Source organism: Caballeronia glebae, assembly GCF_001545035.1.
Lineage (GTDB): Bacteria > Pseudomonadota > Gammaproteobacteria > Burkholderiales > Burkholderiaceae > Caballeronia > Caballeronia glebae.
In genome coordinates this window covers 63,329-83,457 of record NZ_FCOJ02000023.1, presented here as the reverse complement: position 1 = coordinate 83,457, position 20,129 = coordinate 63,329, and the positions used below count along the sequence as shown (strand labels likewise).

Here is a 20,129-nt window from a genome sequence, read left to right as displayed (position 1 = left end):
CCGGGTGCAGGCCCGAAAAAAACGTTTGATTATAGGGCAAAGCGGGAGGAGCCGACTTCAGAGCGATCCTGATTACGGCAGCACAGCGTAGCGTGCCGCCGCCTTCTGCGCGGAGTCAGAACAGGATCAATGTCGGAACGAGAGGAGCGTATCGACGCCGTAGGCTCGCGCGAGACTGAGGAGCCCGGAAGGAAGATTGACGACGCCCAGCGCGGCGCCGCGCGCGGCAGCGGCGCGCTGCCATGCGAGCAGCACGGCGAGCGCGGATGAATCGAACTGCGTGAGCGGCGCGCAATCGACTTCGGTCGCACCGGCTGCGATGCGCGACAGACCCGCGTCGAGCGCGGCCTTCGCGCTCTCGTGGGTCAGCGTCGCGGCGGTCTGGAAACGGCCGCCCGTGGCTGGCGTGCTCACGATGCCTTGCCGCTCGCGAGTTGCTGGTTACGCTGGGTCAGGAATTGCAGCAGGCCGCCCACGCCGTTCTGCGAGATCTGCTCGCTGAACTGCTGCTGATACGCCTGGATCAGCCATGCGCCGAGCACGTTGATGTCGTACACGCGCCAGCCTTGCGCCGTCTTGTACAGGCGATAGTCGAGCTCGACCGGCGAGCCGTTGTTCATCACGACGGAACGGACCACGACGTCGGTGTCGTCCGGATTCGCGCGAAACGGCTTGTACTGGATCGTCTGATTACGCACCTGCGCGAGCGCGCCGGAGTACGTGCGGATCAGGAGTATCTTGAACTGCTCGACGATCTGCTTCTGCTGCTCGGGCGTCGCCGAACTCCAGTTGCGGCCCATCACGAGGCGCGTCGTGCGTGTGAAATCCGTGTACGGCAGGATCTTCTGGTTGACGAGTTCGGTAATTTTGTTGATGTCGCCCGATTGAATCTTCGGGTCCGACTTGATTTCGTCGAGAACCTGTTGCGTGATCGTCTTGATCATCACGTCAGGCGCGCTCGTATCCACGGCCTGCGCCGACGCCGCGCCACAAAACGCCATGAACATCGCAAAGATGGGAAGAAGCAAAAGTTTTTTCATCACGGACCCTGCAAAAGAAGACTTCGGTTTGAGCGCGCCGCTCGAATCGAGTTCAGGCGGCGCCGCGTCCAAAGCGTAAGAAATGTCGTCAGATATGTTACCGCGCGTTGGTGAGAGCGCGCTCAATGCAAGCGGAATGAAGGGAAACCAGGCGGCGCGCGTGGCGGAACATACTGATTGCCCGGCACTGTCTTGTGGGCGCCGCTGGCTGGAGCGGGCGCAGCCGCCGTGCCTGATGCCGCCGCCGCGCCTTCTGCCGTGGATGCCGGCACGGCAGGCGTTGCCGACGCGCCTTCCACGCCCTCGTCGCCGTAGTTCGGCAGCGGCGCTTCGCCGTAATTCGGCATGTTGCCGTCGCCGCCTGAGATCAGGTACTGACGACGTTGCAAATATGCGTTGCGGACGAACGAGTACTTGTCGAGTGCGGCGTCGGCGAGCACATCGGTCGCGCCCAGCAGATTGGCGCGCATATTGACGAGGTTCACGCCATAGAGCGCCCAGCTCGCGGAATCCGGGCTCACATAGGTGAGCGGATTGCCGAAATAGTCGGCGACGAGGCCCGCCGAATCCCGCACCGTGCTCGGCCCGAGCAGCGGCAGCACGACATACGGGCCGGACGGCACGCCATAGTGGCCGAGCGTCAGACCGAAATCGCCAGCGTGTTTCGGCAACTTCGCAATGGTCGCGACGTCGAACAGGCCGCCGACGCCGAACACCGTGTTGATCGCGACGCGCATGATGTCCGACACGCCGTCCGCAATCTTCAATTGCAGCAGATTGTTCGCGGCGATGTACACGTCGCCGATATTCGAGAAGAAGTTGGTCACGCTGTTGCGCACCGGCTCCGGCACGGCCCACACGTAACCCTTCGCCACCGGCTTAAATGCGTACTGATCGACGGTATCGTTGATCGTGAACATGGTCCGGTTGAAACTCTCGAGCGGGTCCCCTTTAGTCGGCGTCGTCACCGTGGCGCAACCGGTGAGCGCAACAACTCCCGCCACGACGATTGCGCGCCGAATCCCCATCAACTGCATCTTCTTCTCCTTAGTGGGCCGAGCCGGAGGCGCCGACCGTAGCCGACGCGCCCATCGCGCTCGCAGCGCCCGGAACGGCTGGCGCGGGCACTGCCGGCGCCGCCGATGATTTCGAGGCGCCGGAATCCGCCGCCTTGTTGTAGAGGAACTGGCCGATCAGGTTTTCCAGCACCACGGCCGATTGCGTCATCGTGATGGTGTCGCCGTTCTTGAGCATCTGATCGTCGCCGCCCGGCTCCAGGCCGATGTACTGTTCGCCGAGCAAGCCCGACGTCAGGATCTTCGCGGATGAATCCTTCGGAAACTGGTACTGCTTGTCGATATCGATCGTGACGACGGCTTGGTACGTATTCGAGTCGAAGCCGATGTTACCGACGCGCCCGACCGTCACGCCCGCGCTCTTCACGGGCGCGCGCGCCTTCAGCCCGCCGATGTTGTCGAACTTGAGTTTCACCGCGTAGGTTTGCTGGAACGACAGGGTGCTCATGTTGCCCGCCTTCAGCGCGAGAAAGAGCAGCGCCACGAAACCGAGCACCACGAAGAGGCCGACCCAAAAGTCGAGAGCAGTCTTTTTCATCGTCTTCCCAAAGAGAATCTTTTCGCAGATGGCGCGTGAGGGTCTGTGCCCTTCACAACGCCCGCGCCTTGCCCGGCGCCTGCGCTTGGTTCATTAGCTGAACATCAGTGCGGTGAGCAGGAAATCGAGCCCGAGCACGGCGAGCGACGCGTACACGACGGTTTTCGTCGTCGCGCGCGCCACGCCTTCGGGCGTGGGCCGCGCCTCGTAGCCCTGGAACAACGCGATGAACGTCACCGCGAAGCCGAACACGACGCTCTTGATGACGCCGTTGCCGACATCGCGCCACACATCCACTCCGCCCTGCATCTGCGACCAGAACGCGCCTGGATCGACGCCGATCATCATCACGCCGACGACATAGCCGCCGAAGATGCCGACCGCGCTGAAAATGGCCGCCAGCACCGGCATGGCGATGATGCCCGCCCACATGCGCGGCGCGATGACCATCTTGAGCGGGTCGACCGCCATCATTTCCAGTGCCGCGAGTTGCTCGCCCGCTTTCATCAAGCCGATTTCAGCCGTGAGCGACGTGCCCGCGCGCCCCGCGAACAGCAGCGCCGTGACGACCGGCCCGAGCTCGCGCACGAGCGACAGCGCCACCAAAAGCCCGAGCGCCTGTTCCGAACCATAGCGGCTCAGCGTGTAATAGCCCTGCAAGCCGAGCACGAAACCGACGAACAAGCCCGACACCGTGATGATGACGAGCGAATAATTGCCGACGAAGTAAATCTGCTTCGTAACGAGGCGCGGGCGGCGCAGCAGCGGGAGAAATTCGGCTACGAGGCGCAGGAACATGCGCGTCGCGTAGCCTGCTGTGCCGATACCGTCGAGCACCCAGCGTCCGAGCGCGCTGATCATGTCTGCCCTCCGATACCGAAATCCGCAGCGAGCGGCGTGCTCGCGTATTGGAACTTGAAGGGGCCGTCGGGCAAGCCGTTGATGAACTGGCGCACGGTCGCATCCTCCGATGCGCGCAGTTCCGCCGGCGTGCCCTCGGCGTGAATGCCGCCGTTCGCGATGAAATACACGTAGTCCGCGATCGCGAAAGATTCCGGCACGTCGTGCGAGACGAGAATGGAGGTTGCGCCGAGCGCGTCGTTGATCGTGCGGATGAGTTTCGCCGTGATACCGAGCGAGATGGGATCGAGGCCAGCGAAGGGCTCGTCGTACAGCATCAGTTGGGGATCGAGCGCGATTGCGCGGGCGAGCGCCACGCGCCGCGCCATGCCGCCGGAAATTTCCGATGGCGCGAGATCGCGCGCCCCGCGCAGGCCGACCGCGTTCAGCTTCATGAGCACGAGATCGCGGATGAGCGCTTCCGGAAGATCCGTGTGCTCGCGCAGCAGGAACGCCACGTTGTCGAACACGGTCTGGTCCGTGAACAGCGCGCCGAACTGGAACAGCATGCCCATCTTGCGACGCAGCGCGTACAGGCCGTCGCGGGTCTGCGCGCAGATGTCCTGTCCGTTGAACATGATCGTGCCGCGACTCGCCTTCACGAGGCCGCCGATCAGACGCAAGGTCGTGGTTTTTCCGCAGCCCGAACCGCCCATGATCGCGACCACCTGCCCACGCGTGAAACGCATGTGCAGGTTCGACAGAACGAGCCGGTCGCCATAGCCAAAATCGACGTCGCTTAGCTCTAGTAGAGTCTCGGAGGAGGCAAGCACTGGGTAAAAAAATCCGTTGACGCAGGAGGCCGAATTATAGGGCCTGCGTGCAATCGGTGCTTTGCCTAGGTGTGCGCCCCCTTACTTTTCGGAATTTTCGTCATGACTTTGCGAACATTTTTTGCAGTGACGAAACCGCAGCAGCCGTGTCCGGCGCTTCGGTGACTGCGCGCACGACCGCCGCACTGCGCACGCCCGTGGCGAGCACGTCGGGCATCACCTTCGCGTCGATTCCGCCGATCGCGACAAGCGGCACGCGGCCGGACAGCAGTTGCACGTAGCGCGACAGGCGCGCCAGGCCTTGCGGCTTCGTCGGCATGACCTTCGTCGTGGTCGGGAAAACGGCGCCCAGCGCAAGGTAGCTCGGCCTGAAATGCAGCGCGCGCAACATCTCGTAGTAGCCGTGCGTCGATAGACCGAGTCGAACGCCGGCCTTGGCGATCGCATTCAGGTCGGCCGTCTGCACATCTTCCTGTCCCAGGTGCACGCCGTACGCACCCGCCGCGACCGCCTCGCGCCAGTGATCGTTGATGAAAACCTGCGCGTCGCGCCGGCGCCCCGCTTCGACCGAGCGTGCGATTTCGCGCTGCAAGTCGGCGTTTTCGGTTGTTTTGCGACGCAGTTGCGTGGTGCTCACGCCCAGATCCAGAACGCGTTCGACCCAGTCGGCACTCGGCAGCACCGGATACAGGCCGAGTCGATCCGGGCACGCCGGGAAGCCGCCGTCGGGCGCCGCGGGCAGATCGGCGACGCGCGGGAAGTTCGCGAAATCGGCGGGCCACGCGTCGTCCTTGTTCTCATCGCCCGCGCGCCACGCGAGCGCGAGCGTGAGCGCGTCGTGCGGCTCGAAGTTGCAGTCGAGAAAGGCGGCGAGCGCGGACAGCCAATCGTCCGACCATTCGCCTTCCAGCGCGAACCGCGCGTCGCCGCGACGCAGTGTGACGCGGCCGTCGCGTGCTTCGAGCACGGCCGCACCGCTCTTTGCGAGCCGCTCGATGTCCGCGTCGTGCTGCTCGTGCTCGGTGAAGACGATCAGATCGTCCGCTTGCGGCAATTCCGGCGCGGTCAGGCAGATGCGCCAGCGCGATTCCGCCGCCGGCCATTCGCCGAGGCGCGCGCGAATCCTCTCGGCGACTTCGGTCAACTCGTCGGCCGGCGGCCAGAACACTTCGCGATTCAGCAAGCTCATGCCGCGCCTCCGTCCTGATGCCAGAACGGCATGCCGACGACCGGCGTGCTCGCTTGCGCGCTGTCGCGCTCAGCCATCGGGCCAGCGAGAAACGCGGTGCGCCCCGCTTCGACGCCGAGCGCGAACGCGCGCGCCATTTGCGGCGGGAACGTCGCCTGCGACACGGCCGTGTTGAGCAGCACGCCGTCGAAGCCCCATTCCATCACCTGACACGCATGCGACGGCACGCCGAGACCGGCATCGACGATCAGCGGGACGTCCGGCAGACGCTCGCGCAAAGTACGCAGCCCATACGGATTGGTCACGCCCTTACCGGTGCCGATCGGCGCGCCCCACGGCATCAGCGCCTCGCAGCCGACATCAAGCAGACGCCGGCCGATGACCAGATCCTCCGTGCAGTACGGCAGCACTTTGAAGCCTTCGCGAATCAGCTTCGACGCGGCTTCGACGAGGCCGATCGGGTCGGGCTGCAGCGTGTAGTCGTCGCCGATCAGTTCGAGCTTGATCCACGGCGTCTCGAACACTTCGCGCGCCATGTGCGCGGTCGTCAGCACTTCATCGACGCTCTGGCAGCCCGCCGTGTTCGGCAAGAGCGCGACGCCGTGGCGCTTCAATACATCGAAGAAACCGGCCTCGCCGGTCTCCGACTGGCGGCGCAGCGCGACAGTGACCATGCCCGGCCGTGCGGCGTCGATGGAGTCGGAAAGCGATTGCAGCGACGGATAGCGCGACGTGCCGAGCAGCACGCGGCTCGGAAACGTCTCGCCGTAGAGCGTGAGGACGTCGGCGGTGGAAATGGTCATGGTTCGATCCTTCGGTTCGTAGTTCAGCCGCCCGCGACGGGCGACACGACGTCGAGCCTGTCGCCGGCGGCGAGCGTTTTCGTGGCGTGCTCGCCGCGCGCGACGAACTGGCCGTTCAGCGCGACCGCGAACGGCGGCTTTGCGCCGAACGCGGCGAGCGCGTCGGTGACGGTGGTGGCGTCGGGAAAATCGAAGACGCGTTGATTGATGTGGACGTTCATGGCTTTAGTCTCTTGCTCAATGCGATAGCGCGGGCGCGGCCGAGAACTCGCCGTGCAGTAGTTCGGGCCAGCGCGCGGCGCCGCGAAAATCGGAGAACGCGCCGGCATCGGCGATGTCGCCGGAAGCGAGCGCGCCGGCCAGACGGCATGCGGCGTCCGCGACTTCCGGCGCGATCATGAAGCCGTGCCGGTATAGGCCGTTCACGCGCAAGGTCCGCGCCCCGTCCCAGACGATTGCCGGCCGATGATCCGGCAAGGTCGGCCGGCAATGCGCGTTCAGTTCGAGGATGCGCGCCTCGCCGAAGCCCGGATGCACGGCGAACGCGGCGCTCAGCAGTTCGAGCGCCGAGCGCACGCTCACCGGCGACATGTCCTCGCCCTCCACTTCCGTCGCGCCGATCACGTACACATCGTTCTCCTTCGGCGCGATGTAGAGCGGATAACGCGGATGCAAAAGCCGCACGGGCCGCGTGAGCCCGATGCCCGGCGCATGCACGCGCGCGACCTCGCCGCGAATACCGCGCAGCGCGGGCCACGCGGGCTTGCCGCCCAAGCCGCGGCAATCGATGATCCAGCGCGCCTCGGGCATTGCGTCGACGGCGGTGTTCCAGTGCGTGCGCACGCCGCGCGCGGCGAGTCCGGCGGCGAGCGCGCAAAGCGCCTGACGGTTATCCAGTTGACCTTCGTTCGGCAGCAGCCAGCCCTGCGCGAAGCGTGTCCCGAGCGCGGGCTCCACTTGCGCGACCTGCGCGCCCGCGAGCTTGACGAAGCCGCCATCGAGCAGATCGGCGGGTGAATTGGCCTTCAGACGTCGCTCGAAGAGCGGCGCTTCGGCGCGATCCGCGCCGTGCCAGACGACGAGCGTGCCGTTGCGCTGAAAGAAGACCGGCTCGGGCAATTGCGCGATGAGGCTCGGCCAGCGTTCGAGCGAAGCCGCTCCGAGCCCGACGACGAGCGGCTCGGCGCTCGCCGCCTCCGCGAGCGGCGCGAGCATGGCGGCGGCGACCCACGCGGCCGACTGCGTGCCCGCGGCGTCGCCGCGTTCGTAAAGCGCGACATCATGCCTCGCGCCCGCAAGCTGCCATGCAACGAGCCGTCCGACGAGCCCGCCGCCGACGACAGCGAAATCCGGCCCGCGCACGGCGCCCTGATCGATTCTGTTCATCAATTCGAAATCTCCAAACGCGTGACGCTGCGCTGCACGAAGGAGACGAAATACGCGATCTCGATCGTGCTGGCGCGGCGCCACATCACGAGGACGAAATCAGCGGAGAGACCGGCTCGGCAGGCAATGACGCGCGCCGGGCGGAAAGAAAGGACTGGAAGAGACTGGAGGATGGCGCGAGGCTCGCGCGTGCTCCGGAAACTTCCCTCGCCGGTATTACCCGGATCGGGTGCAAAGGGTCTCTCTCAGCCTCGCCGCGCTGCCGACCGTTCCGGCCGCCGATGCACGCGAAGCACCCCTGTTTCGTCGAGGATCATTAAAACATGAAAGGCGAAGCCGCTGCAAACCGGGATTGCCCGCCTTTTATCGTGCGCGGCGGCACTCTGGCACAATGCCGCGAACATGGTTCGCCGCACGACCGCGCGAAATTAAGCGGGCGTTAAGCGAACCCCGGAACAATTTGCGGAGCCGGAAACCGCCGCGCCCGGCCCGGCCGCGAACGTAATAATCGGGCGCCACGAGGCGCATCAGCAGGAACCTCATGACCAACACTCGTACCGAAAGCACACAGCAAAAGGCCGACGAAGTCTCGGCGTGGAGCCTCATCAAGCCGTTCTGGGTCTCGGAGGAGCGCGGCATCGCGTGGGGCCTGCTCGTCGCGATCATCGCCATCAACATGACGGTCGTGTGGATCAACGTGCGGCTCAATAGCTGGAACGCCGACTTCTACAACGCGCTGCAAAACAAGAACGTCAAAGACTTTCCGCACCTGTTGCTGATCTTCACGGGCCTCGCGTTCGCGTACATCCTGCTCGCGGTGTACGGGCGGTATCTGCGGCAAATGCTCTCGTTTCGCTGGCGGCAATGGCTCACCAACCGGTTTCTGGAGCAATGGCTCGGCGACAAGGCGTTCTACCGGATCGAGCGCGACCGCCTCGCCGACAACCCCGACCAGCGTATTTCCGACGACCTCCAGTCCTTCGCCACCACCACGCTTTCGCTGTCCCTCGACCTGCTTTCGACGCTCGTCACGCTCGTCACCTTCATCACGATTCTCTGGACCATCGCGGGCGCGCTGACCTTCTCGCTCGGCGGCACGCCGATCACGATTCCGGGCTACATGGTGTGGGCCGCCGCGCTCTACGCGATCCTCGGCTCGCTGATCATCCAGAAGGTCGGGCATCCGCTCGTGTCGATCAACTATCAGCAGCAGAAGGTCGAGGCGGATTTCCGTTTCGGCCTGATCCGCGTGCGCGAGAACGCCGAGCAAATCGCGTTCTACGACGGCATCTCCACCGAAACGGCGAACGCGAAGACCATCTTCCAGCGCATTCGCGACAACTGGTGGCTGATCATGAAGTACACGAAGCGCATGACCTTCGTGCTCTCCTTCTACGGACAGATCGCGATCATTTTCCCGATCATGGTCGCCGCGCCGCGCTACTTCGCGGGCGCGTTTTCGTTCGGCGTGCTGATGCAGATTTCATCGGCGTTCGGCACGGTCAGCGATTCGTTTTCCTGGTTCATCAACAGTTATTCGACGCTGGTCGAATGGCGCGCCACCGTCAATCGTCTGCGCGAATTCAAGCGCGTGATGCGCTCGACGCATATCCGCGAGGAAACGTCGCCGGCGACGGAGCACGGCGGCATCAACCTGCATTACACGAGCACGCCGTCGCTCACGACGAACGAACTTATGCTCGCGCTGCCCAACGGCACGCCGCTTTCGCGTGTGGCGAACGTGTCGATCGAGCCGGGGTCGCGCTGGCTGGTCGTAGGTCCTTCGGGATCGGGCAAGAGCACGCTGATGCGCGCGCTCGCGGGTCTGTGGCCGTTCGGCGACGGCACCATCGACGCGCCCGTCGACGCAAAGATGATGTTTATCCCGCAGATGAGCTACCTGCCGATCGGGACGTTGCGCGCCGCGCTTTCGTATCCGTCGGCCGGCGGCACGTTCAGCGACGAAGAGTCGCGCGAAGTGCTGCGTCAGTGCAATCTCGAAGCTTATGCGGATCGGCTGGAGGAAAGCGCGCATTGGGCGCGGAGTCTGTCGCCGGGCGAGCAACAGCGGCTCGCCGCGGCGCGCGTGCTGCTGCATAAGCCGGACTTCGTGTTCCTCGACGAAGCCACCAGCGCGCTCGATGCGGAGAACGAGCTGCATATCTACAACACGCTGGTCGAGCGGCTGCCGAAGGCGGCGATTCTCAGTGTGGCGCATCGCGAGTCGGTCGCGATGTTCCATGATTACAAGATCGAGATCGAGAGAGCGATGGCGGAGGCTTGAGGTCTTTTTCTCTTCGCGTTCGTTTCAAAAAACCGCACCGCGAGCAATCGCCGGTGCGGTTTTTTTTGCACAGCCGGCGGAGATTGCTGAATGTCAACCACATTTAATGCGACTCAACAAGCATCAACATCTACTTTTCGGACCAATCCCATATCGGCCTGCGACCTTGGCGCGAGAGCATCGCTCGTGCGGGCGATGCGCGGACAAGCTGCGCGCCGATCCTGAGTCGATGCAACCACTTAGAGATATGGTCAATGAGAATAACCGCTATATCCCGCGAGCCTTAAAATTGACGGTCATATGTATCCAACGGCCGAACACTTCATGATGGCTAGCAAGGCGGCTCTGTTCGGAGACTCCGAGGCATATGAGGCCGTATTTAAAGCCGCCACACCGCAAGACGCGAAACGCATGGGTCGTGGAATACGTGGCTTCGATAATCAGCGCTGGCAAGCGACTAGCTTCGAATTCGTCGTAGAAGGGAACGTGAAAAAATTCGAGCAAAATCCGCCGTTGCGTGATTTTCTTTTAAGCACTGGAGATCGCGTTCTGGTTGAGGCAAGCCCCGTTGATAGTGTATGGGGAATAGGCCTGGCGGCCGACGATCCACGCGCAGGAAATCCGGAACAGTGGGAAGGCTCGAACCTGCGAGGTTTCGCCTTGATGGCGGTACGGTGCCGGCTTGCTGAGACAAACGAGAATCACTGACGCAACCGTATATACGCCGCTTTGGCGGCCTTTCTCGCCAACCCGCAGTTTCGGGGAAAACAATTCTGGCCGTACCAATGGAGAATTTATATGAAATCGATATGCACTCTGATTGCCTGCATGGTCCTTTCCACTGCCGCACTGGCGCAGCAAAATCAGGCTGTTCAGGTCAGCAATCTAAAAACTATCACTGGGCCAACGCCCGATACCAATTACATCGTCGGAACGGCAACCAACACGACAAACGAGCGGCTCGACACCGTCTCTGTTACGTTCAATCTTTACGATGACCAAAACGCGCTCGTTGGAAATGCCGTGGACACTGGTCTTAATCTGGAACCTAACGGCATATGGAAGTTCAAGGCAATTGCGAAGAAGCCCTATGACCACGCCGATTTGAGTAGAGTACTCGCGCACTAATCGGCGAGTATCCATCGGGCGCTCACAAAGAAAATCCGTCATCGAATGCGCGCCGCCCAGAAGCAAAAAAAGGTCACGCAAACGCGTGACCTTTCCGTTTAGCCAAACCGAAAGCAATTACCGCGGCAACTCGCTCGAACCCATCAGATACGCGTCCACCGACCGCGCGCACTGACGCCCTTCACGAATCGCCCAAACGACCAGCGACTGACCGCGCCGCATGTCGCCCGCCGTGAACACCTTGTCCACCGACGTGTAATACGCCTTGTCGCCTTCGGTCGCGGCCCGCACATTGCCGCGCGCATCCTTCTCGACGCCGAACGCGTCCAGCACCGGCGATACCGGCTGCGTGAACCCCATCGCGAGCAGCACGAGATCCGCCTTCAGCTCGAACTCCGAGTTCGGCACTTCCTGCATCTTGCCGCCCTTCCACTCGACGCGCACCGCGATCAGCTTCTCGACCTTGCCGTTCTTGCCTTCGAAGCGCTTGGTCGCGACCGACCAGTCGCGATCGCAGCCTTCCTCGTGCGACGACGACGTGCGCAGCTTGATCGGCCAGTACGGCCACACGAGCGGCTTGTTCTCCTCTTCGGGCGGTTGCGCGAGCAGTTCGAACTGCGCCACGCCCTTCGCGCCATGCCGATTCGACGTGCCCACGCAATCGGAACCCGTATCGCCGCCGCCGATCACCACGACATGCTTGCCCTTCGCGAGCAGTTGATCCGTGAGCTTGTCGCCCGCGTTGACCTTGTTCTGCTGCGGCAGGAATTCCATCGCGTAGTAGATGCCTTCGAGCTCGCGCCCCGGCACCGGCAGATCGCGCGGCGTTTCCGAACCGCCCGCGATCACGACCGCGTCGAACTGTTCCTTCAGCTCGTCGGGCGTGATGGTTTCCTTCGCCGTATTCGCGATGTATTCCGGCAGCGCATCGCGGCCGATAAACACGTTCGTGCGGAACGACACGCCTTCCGCTTCCATCTGGCGCATGCGGCGGTCGATCAGCCACTTCTCCAGCTTGAAGTCGGGGATGCCGTAACGCAGCAGACCGCCGATGCGATCGTTCTTCTCGAACACGACGACTTCATGTCCCGCGCGCCCGAGTTGCTGCGCGGCCGCGAGGCCCGCAGGACCCGAACCGACGACAGCGACCTTCTTGCCCGTCTTGTGCTTCGGCGGTTGCGGCACGACCCAGCCTTCGGCAAAAGCCTTGTCGATGATCGCGTGCTCGATCGACTTGATGCCCACCGGATCGTCGTTGATGCCGAGCGTGCACGCCGCTTCGCACGGCGCCGGGCAGATGCGGCCCGTGAATTCCGGGAAGTTGTTGGTCGAATGCAGCACGTTGATCGCGCTCTTCCAGTCCTGCTGGAACACGAGATCGTTGAAGTCCGGAATGATGTTGTTGACCGGGCAGCCGTTGTTGCAAAACGGAATGCCGCAGTCCATGCAGCGCGCGCCCTGGACCTTCGCGTCTTCATCGGTCAGCGCGGCGACAAATTCCTTGTAATGCTTGACGCGGGTCAGCGGTGCTTCGTACGCCTCGTGACGGCGTTCGAATTCGAGAAAACCGGTTGCCTTGCCCATTTCTTTCTCTGTATTTGGTGAGGATCGCGCTCTCCGATGCACTCGCACCGGAGAGCCTTCTATAACTTGTGAGACCGGGCTTTAGGCCGCGACCGCTTCCTTGCCCTTCTTCGCGCCCATTTCGGTAAGCGCGCGCCGGTACTCGGTCGGGAACACCTTCACGAACTGACGGCGAGCCGAATCCCAGTTTTCGAGCAGCGACTTCGCGCGCGGCGAACCGGTGAACTGGAAGTGACGCTCGATGAGGCCCTTGAGCAGCGCTTCGTCGGTCTTGCCGGCGTGCCACAGCGTGCGATCGACCGTGCGCTCCTGTTCGGCCTGTTGCAGTACCGGATCGAGCGCGACCATCGACTTGTTGCACTTGCCCGCGAACGCGCCTTCCGGGTCGTAGACGAACGCGATGCCGCCTGACATGCCCGCCGCGAAGTTGCGGCCCGTCTCGCCGAGCACAACCACCGTGCCGCCCGTCATGTATTCGCAGCCGTGATCGCCCGTGCCTTCGACGACCGCCGTCGCGCCCGAATTACGCACGCAGAAGCGCTCGCCCGCGACGCCGCGGAAATACGCTTCGCCCTCGATCGCGCCGTACATCACCGTGTTGCCGCAGATGATGTTTTCCTCGGACTTGCCGCGGAAGTCGTTGGTCGGGCGAATGATGATTCGTCCACCCGACAGGCCCTTGCCGACGTAGTCGTTGCCATCGCCGACGAGATCCAGCGTCACGCCCTTCGCGAGGAACGCGCCGAAGCTCTGGCCCGCCGTGCCCTTCAACTGGATGTGAATCGAGTCGTCGGGCAGACCGTCGTGGCCGTACTTCTTCGCGATCATGCCGGAGAGCATCGCGCCGACCGTGCGGTTCACGTTGCGCACCGGCTGGATGAACGACACGTGCTCGCCCTTCTCGATCGCCGCCTTCGACTTCTCGATCAGCACGTGATCGAGCGCCTTTTCGAGACCGTGATCCTGCACGTCGACGTGCTTGCGCGCGACGTCTTCGCCCACCGGCACCTGATAGAAGATGCGCGAGAAGTCGAGACCCTTCGCCTTCCAGTGCTCGATGCCCTTCTTCATGTCGAGCAGATCGACGCGGCCGATCAGGTCGTCGAATTTGCGGATGCCGAGCTGCGCCATGATTTCGCGCACTTCTTCCGCGATGAAGAAGAAGAAGTTGACGACGTGTTCCGGCTGGCCGGTGAACTTCGCGCGCAGCACCGGATCTTGCGTCGCGACGCCGACCGGGCACGTGTTCAGATGGCACTTGCGCATCATGATGCAGCCTTCGACGACGAGCGGCGCCGTCGCAAAGCCGAATTCGTCCGCGCCGAGCAGCGCGCCGATCACGACGTCGCGGCCGGTCTTCATCTGACCGTCGGCCTGCACGCGGATACGGCCGCGCAGACGGTTCAGCACAAGAGTTTGCTGCGTTTCGGCGAGGCCGAGTTCCCACGGCGTGCCCGCGTGCTTGAGCGACGACAGCGGCGAGGCGCCCGTGCCGCCGTCATGACCCGCGATCACGACGTGATCCGCCTTCGCCTTCGCAACGCCGGCGGCCACCGTGCCGACGCCGACTTCCGACACCAGCTTCACGGAAATGCTCGACGCCGAATTCACGTTCTTCAGATCGTGAATGAGTTGCGCGAGGTCTTCGATCGAATAGATGTCGTGGTGCGGCGGCGGCGAAATCAGGCCGACGCCCGGCACCGAGTAACGCAGCTTGCCGATGTAATCGGACACCTTGTGGCCCGGCAACTGCCCGCCTTCGCCGGGCTTCGCGCCCTGCGCCATCTTGATCTGGATCTGATCCGCCGACGCCAGATACTCCGCCGTCACGCCGAAACGACCCGACGCCACCTGCTTGATCTTCGAGCGCAGCGAATCGCCGTCCTTCAGCGGGATGTCGCTGACGACTTCCTTGCCGATGATCGATTGCAGCGTGTCGCCGTTCTTGATCGGAATGCCGCGCAGTTCGTTGCGATAACGCGTTTCGTCCTCGCCGCCTTCGCCGGTGTTCGACTTGCCGCCGATGCGGTTCATCGCGACGGCGAGCGTGGCGTGCGCTTCCGTGCTGATCGAGCCGAGCGACATCGCGCCCGTGGCAAAGCGCTTCACGATGTCCTTCGCCGACTCGACTTCATCGAGCGGAATGGCCTTCGACGGCGACACCTTGAACTCGAACAGACCGCGGAACGTCATGTGACGCTTCGTCTGGTCGTTGATGATGTGCGCGTATTCCTTGTACGTCTGATACGAGTTGCTGCGCGCCGAGTGCTGCAGCTTGGCGATCGCGTCCGGCGTCCACATGTGCTCTTCGCCACGCACGCGGTACGCGTACTCGCCGCCCGCGTCGAGCATGTTCGCGAGGACCGGGTTGTCGCCGAAAGCATCGCGATGCAGGTGAATGGCTTCTTCCGCCACTTCGAAGATGCCGATGCCGCCGACCTTCGTCGCCGTGCCCTTGAAGTACTTCTCGACGAGTTCCGACGACAGGCCGACGCCTTCGAAAATCTGCGCGCCGGTGTAGGACATGTACGTCGAAATGCCCATCTTCGACATGACCTTCAACAGCCCCTTGCCGACCGCCTTCGTGAAGTTGTAGATGACCTTGTCCGCCGACAGATCGCCCTTCAGCCCTTCGGCCATGTTGGCGAGCGTCTCCAGCGCGAGGTACGGGTGAACGGCTTCCGCGCCGTAGCCCGCGAGCAGCGCGAAGTGATGCGTCTCGCGCGCCGAGCCCGTTTCCACGACAAGACCCGTGCTCGTGCGCAGACCATGCTGCACGAGATGCGAGTGAATCGCGGAGGTGGCGAGCAGCGCCGGAATCGCCACGTTGTCGCGGTCCATCTTGCGATCGGACACGATCAGGATGTTGTAGCCGGACCGCACGGCATCCACGGCTTCCGCGCACAGCGACGCAATGCGCGCCTCGATGCCTTCCTTGCCCCACGCCGCCGGATAGCAGATGTTCAGCTCATACGAACTGAATTTGCCGCCGGTGTACTTGTCGATCGCGCGAATCTTCGCGATGTCCTTGAAGTCGAGCACGGGCTGCGACACTTCGAGGCGCATCGTCGGGTTGATGTTGGTCGTGTCGAGCAGATTCGGCTTCGGGCCGATGAACGAGTTGAGCGACATGACGAGGTTTTCGCGGATCGGGTCGATCGGCGGGTTCGTCACTTGCGCGAACAACTGCTTGAAATAGTTGTAGAGCGTCTTGTTCTTGTTGGACATGACCGCGAGCGGCGAGTCGTTGCCCATCGAGCCGACGGCCTCTTCGCCCGCTTGCGCCATCGGCGCCATCAGGAACTTGAGGTCTTCCTGCGTGTAGCCGAACGCCTGCTGACGGTCTAGCAGCGCGGCGGCCTCGCGGCGTTGCGTCTCGACGTCTTCCGCCTTCGGCTCGATCTCGTCGAGCTTGATGCGCACGGCGTCGATCCAGCTCTTGTACGGCTTCGCGTTGGACAGGTTGTCCTTCAGCTCCTTGTCCTCGATGATGCGGCCCTGCTCCATGTCGATCAGGAACATCTTGCCCGGCTGCAGACGCCACTTCTTGACGATCTTCGACTCGGGAATGGGCAGCACGCCGGATTCCGACGCGAGGATCACGAGGTCGTCGTCGGTGACGAGATAGCGCGCCGGACGCAGACCGTTACGGTCGAGCGTCGCGCCAATCTGGCGGCCGTCCGTGAAGGCGATCGCGGCGGGGCCGTCCCACGGCTCCATCATCGCGGCGTGATATTCATAGAACGCGCGGCGGTTGTCGTCCATCAGCGTGTGCTGTTCCCACGCTTCGGGAATCATCATCATCATCGCGTGGACGAGCGGGTAGCCGGCCATCACGAGCAGTTCGAGGCAATTGTCGAACGAAGCGGTGTCGGACTGGCCCGGATAGATGAGCGGCCAGAGCTTCGGCAGATCGTCGCCGAGCACGTACGACGCGATCGCGCCGGTGCGCGCGTTCAGCCAGTTGACGTTGCCCTTCACGGTGTTGATTTCACCGTTGTGCGCGATCATGCGATACGGGTGCGCGAGTTCCCACGCCGGAAACGTGTTCGTCGAGAAGCGCTGATGCACGAGCGCGAGCGCCGACACGACGCGTTCGTCCTGCAGATCGCGGTAATACACGCCGACCTGACCCGCCAGCAGCAGACCCTTGTAGACGACCGTGCGCGACGACATCGACGGCACGAAGTATTCCTTGCCGTGCTTGAGCTTCAGCGCCTGAATGCGATGGCTCGCCGTCTTGCGGATGACGTACAGCTTGCGCTCCAGCGCGTCCGTCACGACGATGTCCTTGCCGCGGCCGATGAAGATCTGGCGAATCAGCGGCTCGCTCGCCTTCACGGTCGGCGAAATGGGCATGTTGCCGTCGACGGGAACGTCGCGCCAGCCAAGCACGACCTGCCCTTCGGCCTTCACCGTGCGCTCGAGTTCCTGCTCGCACGCGAGACGCGATGCGTGTTCCTTCGGCAGAAAGATCATGCCGACGCCGTACTCGCCGGCCGGCGGCAACGTCACGCCCTGCTTGGCCATTTCTTCGCGATAGAAGCCGTCCGGCACCTGAATCAGGATGCCGGCGCCGTCGCCCATCAGCGGATCGGCGCCGACCGCGCCGCGGTGATCGAGATTTTCGAGAATCTTGAGACCCTGCTGAATGATCTCGTGGCTCTTTTTCCCCTTGATATGGGCGACGAAGCCGACGCCGCACGCGTCGTGTTCGTTCGCAGGGTCGTACATGCCCTGCGCGGCGGGAAGCGAACCGGCTGCCGGTTGCTGATGATCGTTCATGGGGACACCGTCTCTACTGTGAGGGGCCGACTCGCTCGGCCGTTGAACCATTTTCTTGTCGCTTGTGACGCGTTTTTTCAACTTGATGTGTCACGAAGCACGGTCGTGCGCGGCACGCTGCACCGCGGCATTTGCCGGAAATCGAAATATACGCGACGAATCAAAGCGATGGCAAATAAAACTTGATGATATGACACCAATTATCGATATGGTGCAGATTTGCCCCAATATATTAGGGACGCATCGAAAATGGCGAAAAAGAAACGGCGAACCTCGAAAATTCGAGACGCCGTTTCATTTGCGCTTCAGGAACGCCCCTGACGGCCGTTATTGAGTCTGTGGAGTTTCGCGGATCTTGCGCGGACGTCCGCGCGGCAGAGGCGACACCCGACGGTTGGCCGCATGCGATGCCCATTCTCGATAGGCTTCGCTGCCTAGTACCCAGCCTTTGAGTGTCGCTTGCAGGAGACGGTTGGCTTCGCGCTCGTCGGGCGGCTGTTCGCACAACTCCTTGTAGGCGTGCTGGCGTTCGAACGGCGTGTTGCCGAGCGACCAGAAGAGCGGATGGTCGGTGATAAGCCCATCGAGCGCGAGCCCGGTGTGATGACGGAAGCTGGACCACTTGTAGTCCTGCGGCGCCGCGACGAGTTGCGCGCGCACGGGCGCCATTTCAACGACGCGCGTAGCGAGCAGAAAGTATCGATCGCCCTCGATGACTGTCGCGCGATAGCGGCCCTCCCAGAGCGTGCCGCGTCGCATGTAACGGCGATTGAAATGCGCCACGTAACGACGCCCGACCGCCTGCATCGCTTTGGGCAAGCTGGCCTCGTCGCGCGGCGTGACGAGCAGATGCACCGCTTGCGGCATCAGCGCATAGGCGTGAATGGAGAGGTGATGATCACGTGAAGCAGTCCTCAAGCAGTCGATGAAGAGCTCGTAGTCCTGGTCGTCGACGAAGGCGGGTTGCTGGTCGAGACCTCGCAGGATGACATGCTGCGGCTGTTCGGGAACGTAGAGTCGTGCAAGCCGTGCCATTCTGGATTTTCCGTTGGTCGCGTTTGTGTTACCCCTTTTGGGGACCTTTCGGAGCCGTTGCGGCAGCGTGGACAAACACATGCAATTGCCGTGCAACGAAGCCCCAAAGCCGCTCTTCGCCCTAGGGAGAATGCTCTACGGCACCGCTATGGTTAATGTGAAATGTTGTGTTCATAATGAGCGTGCTTTTTCGGAGGAGCACAAATTGAAAATAAAACAAGTCATCACGGGGATCGCGGCTTTAGCGTGTGTGTCCACCGCGGCGCATGCACAATCGGCTGGGTCCTTCTATGCAACAGCAGGCTGGTTTCACTTCGCCCCGAATGACAGCAGTGGTCCGCTCAAAGAAACAAGTGTAGGCGGATCTCCGGTCAATATCGATGTTCCCGGCACAGGCGCTGGCATATCGAGCGCTGACACGGCCGGCTTCACACTGGGCTACTTCGCCACCGACCATATCGCCGCCGAACTCGAAATGGGCATTCCACCCACGTTCGACCTTGAAGGCACCGGCACCTTCTCACAGTACGGAAAGCTCGGCAGCGCGAAGCAGTGGAGCCCGACGCTGCTGTTCAAATACTTCTTCAATGCTCCTACGGCGAAGTTCCGTCCGTTCGTCGGCCTTGGCGTGACCCGCACCTGGTTCACCGACGCGAAGATCACCAATGAGCAGTTCGAAGGCTCGGTCCTGCATGGTCCGACCAGCGTCGACACAGATAGTTCGTGGGCGCCCGTGTTTAATGTCGGCGCGACTTACAACTTCACGGAACACTGGTTCGCCGGATTTTCCGTGTCGTTCATTCCGTTGAAGGCCACCGCGAAGTTGAACACGCAGGCTCAAACGCCCGTTGGCACGCTCAATGTCCAATCGCAGGCGAAAATCACGCTCAACCCGATCGTTACGTATTTGCGAGTTGGCTATCGATTCTGAAGCGATACCGCTCATTGGCATGTAGCGACGATATAAACGTCATCGCAAAAAGCAAGATAACGCCGGCATGATTCGCATATGCCGGCGTTATTTTTTGCATGATCCTTGTAAATGTGACCTCCGCGAAAGAGCGTCGCTTGCAGTTCTTACGCGTCTGCGTGCGCGAAAGCGGCTGCGCGGTCGCGCTTACCGACGCATTGCGCAATGTCGACGCACCGGCATTGAATTTGCTGCATCATGTGTTTCCCCGCCGCCATTAGCGGGTTATCCACGACTATCCATCGACGGAGCGATCTATGAACGCATTGCCTAACACGCGAGACGCCATCGGAGATTCATGGACCACGACGAGCCGCCGCGCACGACGCATGGCGCGGCACGGCCGTGAAGCAGCCGAGGATATCGGCGTCGAACTCCGCACGCTTCTCGGCGAACTTGAAAATACGCTGGCCGAAGGCACCTCGGCCGATGCGGCTGCGCTACGCGCGCAGATCGGCGAGCGCCTCGACAGCGCCCGCGCACGTCTGAATGATACCCACGCGGCACTACGCGAGCGCGCGGGCGTCGCGTTCGAAGGCGCCGACGCCTACCTTCACGAAAAGCCCTGGCAAACCATTGCGCTGGTCGGCGGGCTTGCGCTTGTCGCAGGCGTGCTGCTCGCCCGCGTGCGCTGACGT

17 protein-coding genes, 1 pseudogene and 1 riboswitch are annotated in these 20,129 nt (G+C 62.7%); of the genes and pseudogenes, 5 read left to right on the top strand and 13 right to left on the bottom strand.

Annotated elements, in window-relative coordinates; all coding sequences use genetic code 11:
* Positions 1 to 126: 126 nt before the first annotated feature.
* The 10 genes from AWB82_RS17565 to AWB82_RS17520 all read right to left on the bottom strand — a co-directional run bounded on the left by AWB82_RS17565 (position 127) and on the right by AWB82_RS17520 (position 7,705).
* A complete protein-coding gene (locus AWB82_RS17565) occupies positions 127 to 414 on the bottom strand; it encodes an STAS domain-containing protein (RefSeq protein ID WP_086969372.1) in 288 nt (95 codons plus the stop codon).
* Positions 411 to 1,040, bottom strand: coding sequence for an MlaC/ttg2D family ABC transporter substrate-binding protein (locus AWB82_RS17560; protein ID WP_086969425.1), 630 nt, complete (start codon positions 1,038 to 1,040; stop codon positions 411 to 413). Before AWB82_RS17560 ends, AWB82_RS17565 begins: the two co-directional genes overlap by 4 nt.
* A gap of 122 nt (positions 1,041 to 1,162) precedes the next feature.
* On the bottom strand, positions 1,163 to 2,077 hold the full coding sequence (locus AWB82_RS17555; RefSeq protein WP_086969370.1) for an MlaA family lipoprotein: 915 nt from the start codon (positions 2,075 to 2,077) through the stop codon (positions 1,163 to 1,165).
* Between the two features lie 10 nt (positions 2,078 to 2,087).
* Positions 2,088 to 2,654 carry an outer membrane lipid asymmetry maintenance protein MlaD gene (mlaD, locus tag AWB82_RS17550; RefSeq protein WP_086969368.1) on the bottom strand — a complete coding sequence of 189 codons (567 nt, stop codon included), beginning with the start codon at positions 2,652 to 2,654 and terminating at the stop codon, positions 2,088 to 2,090.
* 93 nt (positions 2,655 to 2,747) lie between these two features.
* Positions 2,748 to 3,515 (bottom strand): lipid asymmetry maintenance ABC transporter permease subunit MlaE, encoded by a 768-nt coding sequence (mlaE, locus tag AWB82_RS17545; protein ID WP_086969366.1) that lies wholly within the window; start codon positions 3,513 to 3,515, stop codon positions 2,748 to 2,750.
* Positions 3,512 to 4,327, bottom strand: coding sequence for an ABC transporter ATP-binding protein (locus AWB82_RS17540; RefSeq protein ID WP_086969364.1), 816 nt, complete (start codon positions 4,325 to 4,327; stop codon positions 3,512 to 3,514). The genes mlaE and AWB82_RS17540 overlap by 4 nt, the downstream gene beginning before the upstream one ends.
* A gap of 100 nt (positions 4,328 to 4,427) precedes the next feature.
* Positions 4,428 to 5,516, bottom strand: coding sequence for a thiamine phosphate synthase (gene thiE / locus AWB82_RS17535; RefSeq protein ID WP_086969362.1), 1,089 nt, complete (start codon positions 5,514 to 5,516; stop codon positions 4,428 to 4,430).
* A complete protein-coding gene (locus tag AWB82_RS17530) occupies positions 5,513 to 6,319 on the bottom strand; it encodes a thiazole synthase (RefSeq protein ID WP_086969360.1) in 807 nt (268 codons plus the stop codon). The genes thiE and AWB82_RS17530 overlap by 4 nt, the downstream gene beginning before the upstream one ends.
* Before the next feature lie 23 nt (positions 6,320 to 6,342).
* Complete coding sequence (thiS, locus tag AWB82_RS17525) at positions 6,343 to 6,540, bottom strand: sulfur carrier protein ThiS (protein ID WP_086969358.1); 198 nt, start codon at positions 6,538 to 6,540, stop codon at positions 6,343 to 6,345.
* 16 nt (positions 6,541 to 6,556) lie between these two features.
* A complete protein-coding gene (locus AWB82_RS17520; protein ID WP_086969356.1) occupies positions 6,557 to 7,705 on the bottom strand; it encodes an FAD-dependent oxidoreductase in 1,149 nt (382 codons plus the stop codon).
* A 185-nt stretch (positions 7,706 to 7,890) separates the two neighbouring features.
* A riboswitch (TPP riboswitch) is annotated at positions 7,891 to 8,015 on the bottom strand.
* Positions 8,016 to 8,246: 231 nt separating this feature from the next.
* On the opposite strand from AWB82_RS17520, the gene AWB82_RS17515 reads away from it, so the two are divergent.
* The 3 genes and pseudogenes from AWB82_RS17515 (at position 8,247) to AWB82_RS17505 (ending at position 11,117) form a co-directional block, all read left to right on the top strand.
* Entirely contained in the window at positions 8,247 to 9,989 is a 1,743-nt protein-coding gene (locus tag AWB82_RS17515) for an ABC transporter ATP-binding protein/permease (protein ID WP_086969354.1), read from the top strand.
* A gap of 282 nt (positions 9,990 to 10,271) precedes the next feature.
* Positions 10,272 to 10,697, top strand: a pseudogene (locus AWB82_RS17510) (NADAR family protein); the annotation flags it as partial.
* A 90-nt stretch (positions 10,698 to 10,787) separates the two neighbouring features.
* A complete protein-coding gene (locus AWB82_RS17505; RefSeq protein ID WP_086969350.1) occupies positions 10,788 to 11,117 on the top strand; it encodes an FxLYD domain-containing protein in 330 nt (109 codons plus the stop codon).
* Positions 11,118 to 11,234: 117 nt separating this feature from the next.
* Here the strand turns inward: AWB82_RS17505 and AWB82_RS17500 are convergent, their stop codons facing one another.
* The 3 genes from AWB82_RS17500 to AWB82_RS17490 form a co-directional block, all read right to left on the bottom strand.
* Positions 11,235 to 12,701: a glutamate synthase subunit beta gene (locus AWB82_RS17500; protein WP_086969348.1), complete on the bottom strand. Its 1,467-nt coding sequence runs from the start codon at positions 12,699 to 12,701 to the stop codon at positions 11,235 to 11,237.
* 81 nt (positions 12,702 to 12,782) lie between these two features.
* The gene (locus AWB82_RS17495) at positions 12,783 to 17,486 is read right to left on the bottom strand and encodes a glutamate synthase-related protein (RefSeq protein ID WP_086969346.1); all 4,704 of its coding nucleotides are present in this window, start codon (positions 17,484 to 17,486) and stop codon (positions 12,783 to 12,785) included.
* A 327-nt stretch (positions 17,487 to 17,813) separates the two neighbouring features.
* The gene (locus AWB82_RS17490) at positions 17,814 to 18,521 is read right to left on the bottom strand and encodes a transposase (protein ID WP_086969345.1); all 708 of its coding nucleotides are present in this window, start codon (positions 18,519 to 18,521) and stop codon (positions 17,814 to 17,816) included.
* A 205-nt stretch (positions 18,522 to 18,726) separates the two neighbouring features.
* Between AWB82_RS17490 and AWB82_RS17485 the strand changes: the two genes are divergently transcribed.
* On the top strand, positions 18,727 to 19,452 hold the full coding sequence (locus tag AWB82_RS17485) for an OmpW/AlkL family protein (RefSeq protein ID WP_086969343.1): 726 nt from the start codon (positions 18,727 to 18,729) through the stop codon (positions 19,450 to 19,452).
* Between the two features lie 296 nt (positions 19,453 to 19,748).
* On the top strand, positions 19,749 to 20,126 hold the full coding sequence (locus tag AWB82_RS17480) for a DUF883 family protein (protein ID WP_086969340.1): 378 nt from the start codon (positions 19,749 to 19,751) through the stop codon (positions 20,124 to 20,126).
* Positions 20,127 to 20,129: the final 3 nt, after the last annotated feature.

What these genes read in the sequence shown, in the direction of transcription:
- mlaD (WP_086969368.1), bottom strand. Translation starts at nt 2,654, where the DNA reads ATGAAAAAGACTGCTCTCGACTTTTGGGTCGGCCTCTTCGTGGTGCTC.
- AWB82_RS17555 (WP_086969370.1), bottom strand. Translation starts at nt 2,077, where the DNA reads ATGCAGTTGATGGGGATTCGGCGCGCAATCGTCGTGGCGGGAGTTGTT.
- thiS (WP_086969358.1), bottom strand. Translation starts at nt 6,540, where the DNA reads ATGAACGTCCACATCAATCAACGCGTCTTCGATTTTCCCGACGCCACC.
- AWB82_RS17490 (WP_086969345.1), bottom strand. Translation starts at nt 18,521, where the DNA reads ATGGCACGGCTTGCACGACTCTACGTTCCCGAACAGCCGCAGCATGTC.
- thiE (WP_086969362.1), bottom strand. Translation starts at nt 5,516, where the DNA reads ATGAGCTTGCTGAATCGCGAAGTGTTCTGGCCGCCGGCCGACGAGTTG.
- AWB82_RS17505 (WP_086969350.1), top strand. Translation starts at nt 10,788, where the DNA reads ATGAAATCGATATGCACTCTGATTGCCTGCATGGTCCTTTCCACTGCC.
- AWB82_RS17520 (WP_086969356.1), bottom strand. Translation starts at nt 7,705, where the DNA reads ATGAACAGAATCGATCAGGGCGCCGTGCGCGGGCCGGATTTCGCTGTC.
- mlaE (WP_086969366.1), bottom strand. Translation starts at nt 3,515, where the DNA reads ATGATCAGCGCGCTCGGACGCTGGGTGCTCGACGGTATCGGCACAGCA.
- AWB82_RS17500 (WP_086969348.1), bottom strand. Translation starts at nt 12,701, where the DNA reads ATGGGCAAGGCAACCGGTTTTCTCGAATTCGAACGCCGTCACGAGGCG.
- AWB82_RS17560 (WP_086969425.1), bottom strand. Translation starts at nt 1,040, where the DNA reads ATGAAAAAACTTTTGCTTCTTCCCATCTTTGCGATGTTCATGGCGTTT.
- AWB82_RS17495 (WP_086969346.1), bottom strand. Translation starts at nt 17,486, where the DNA reads ATGAACGATCATCAGCAACCGGCAGCCGGTTCGCTTCCCGCCGCGCAG.
- AWB82_RS17515 (WP_086969354.1), top strand. Translation starts at nt 8,247, where the DNA reads ATGACCAACACTCGTACCGAAAGCACACAGCAAAAGGCCGACGAAGTC.
- AWB82_RS17530 (WP_086969360.1), bottom strand. Translation starts at nt 6,319, where the DNA reads ATGACCATTTCCACCGCCGACGTCCTCACGCTCTACGGCGAGACGTTT.
- AWB82_RS17480 (WP_086969340.1), top strand. Translation starts at nt 19,749, where the DNA reads ATGAACGCATTGCCTAACACGCGAGACGCCATCGGAGATTCATGGACC.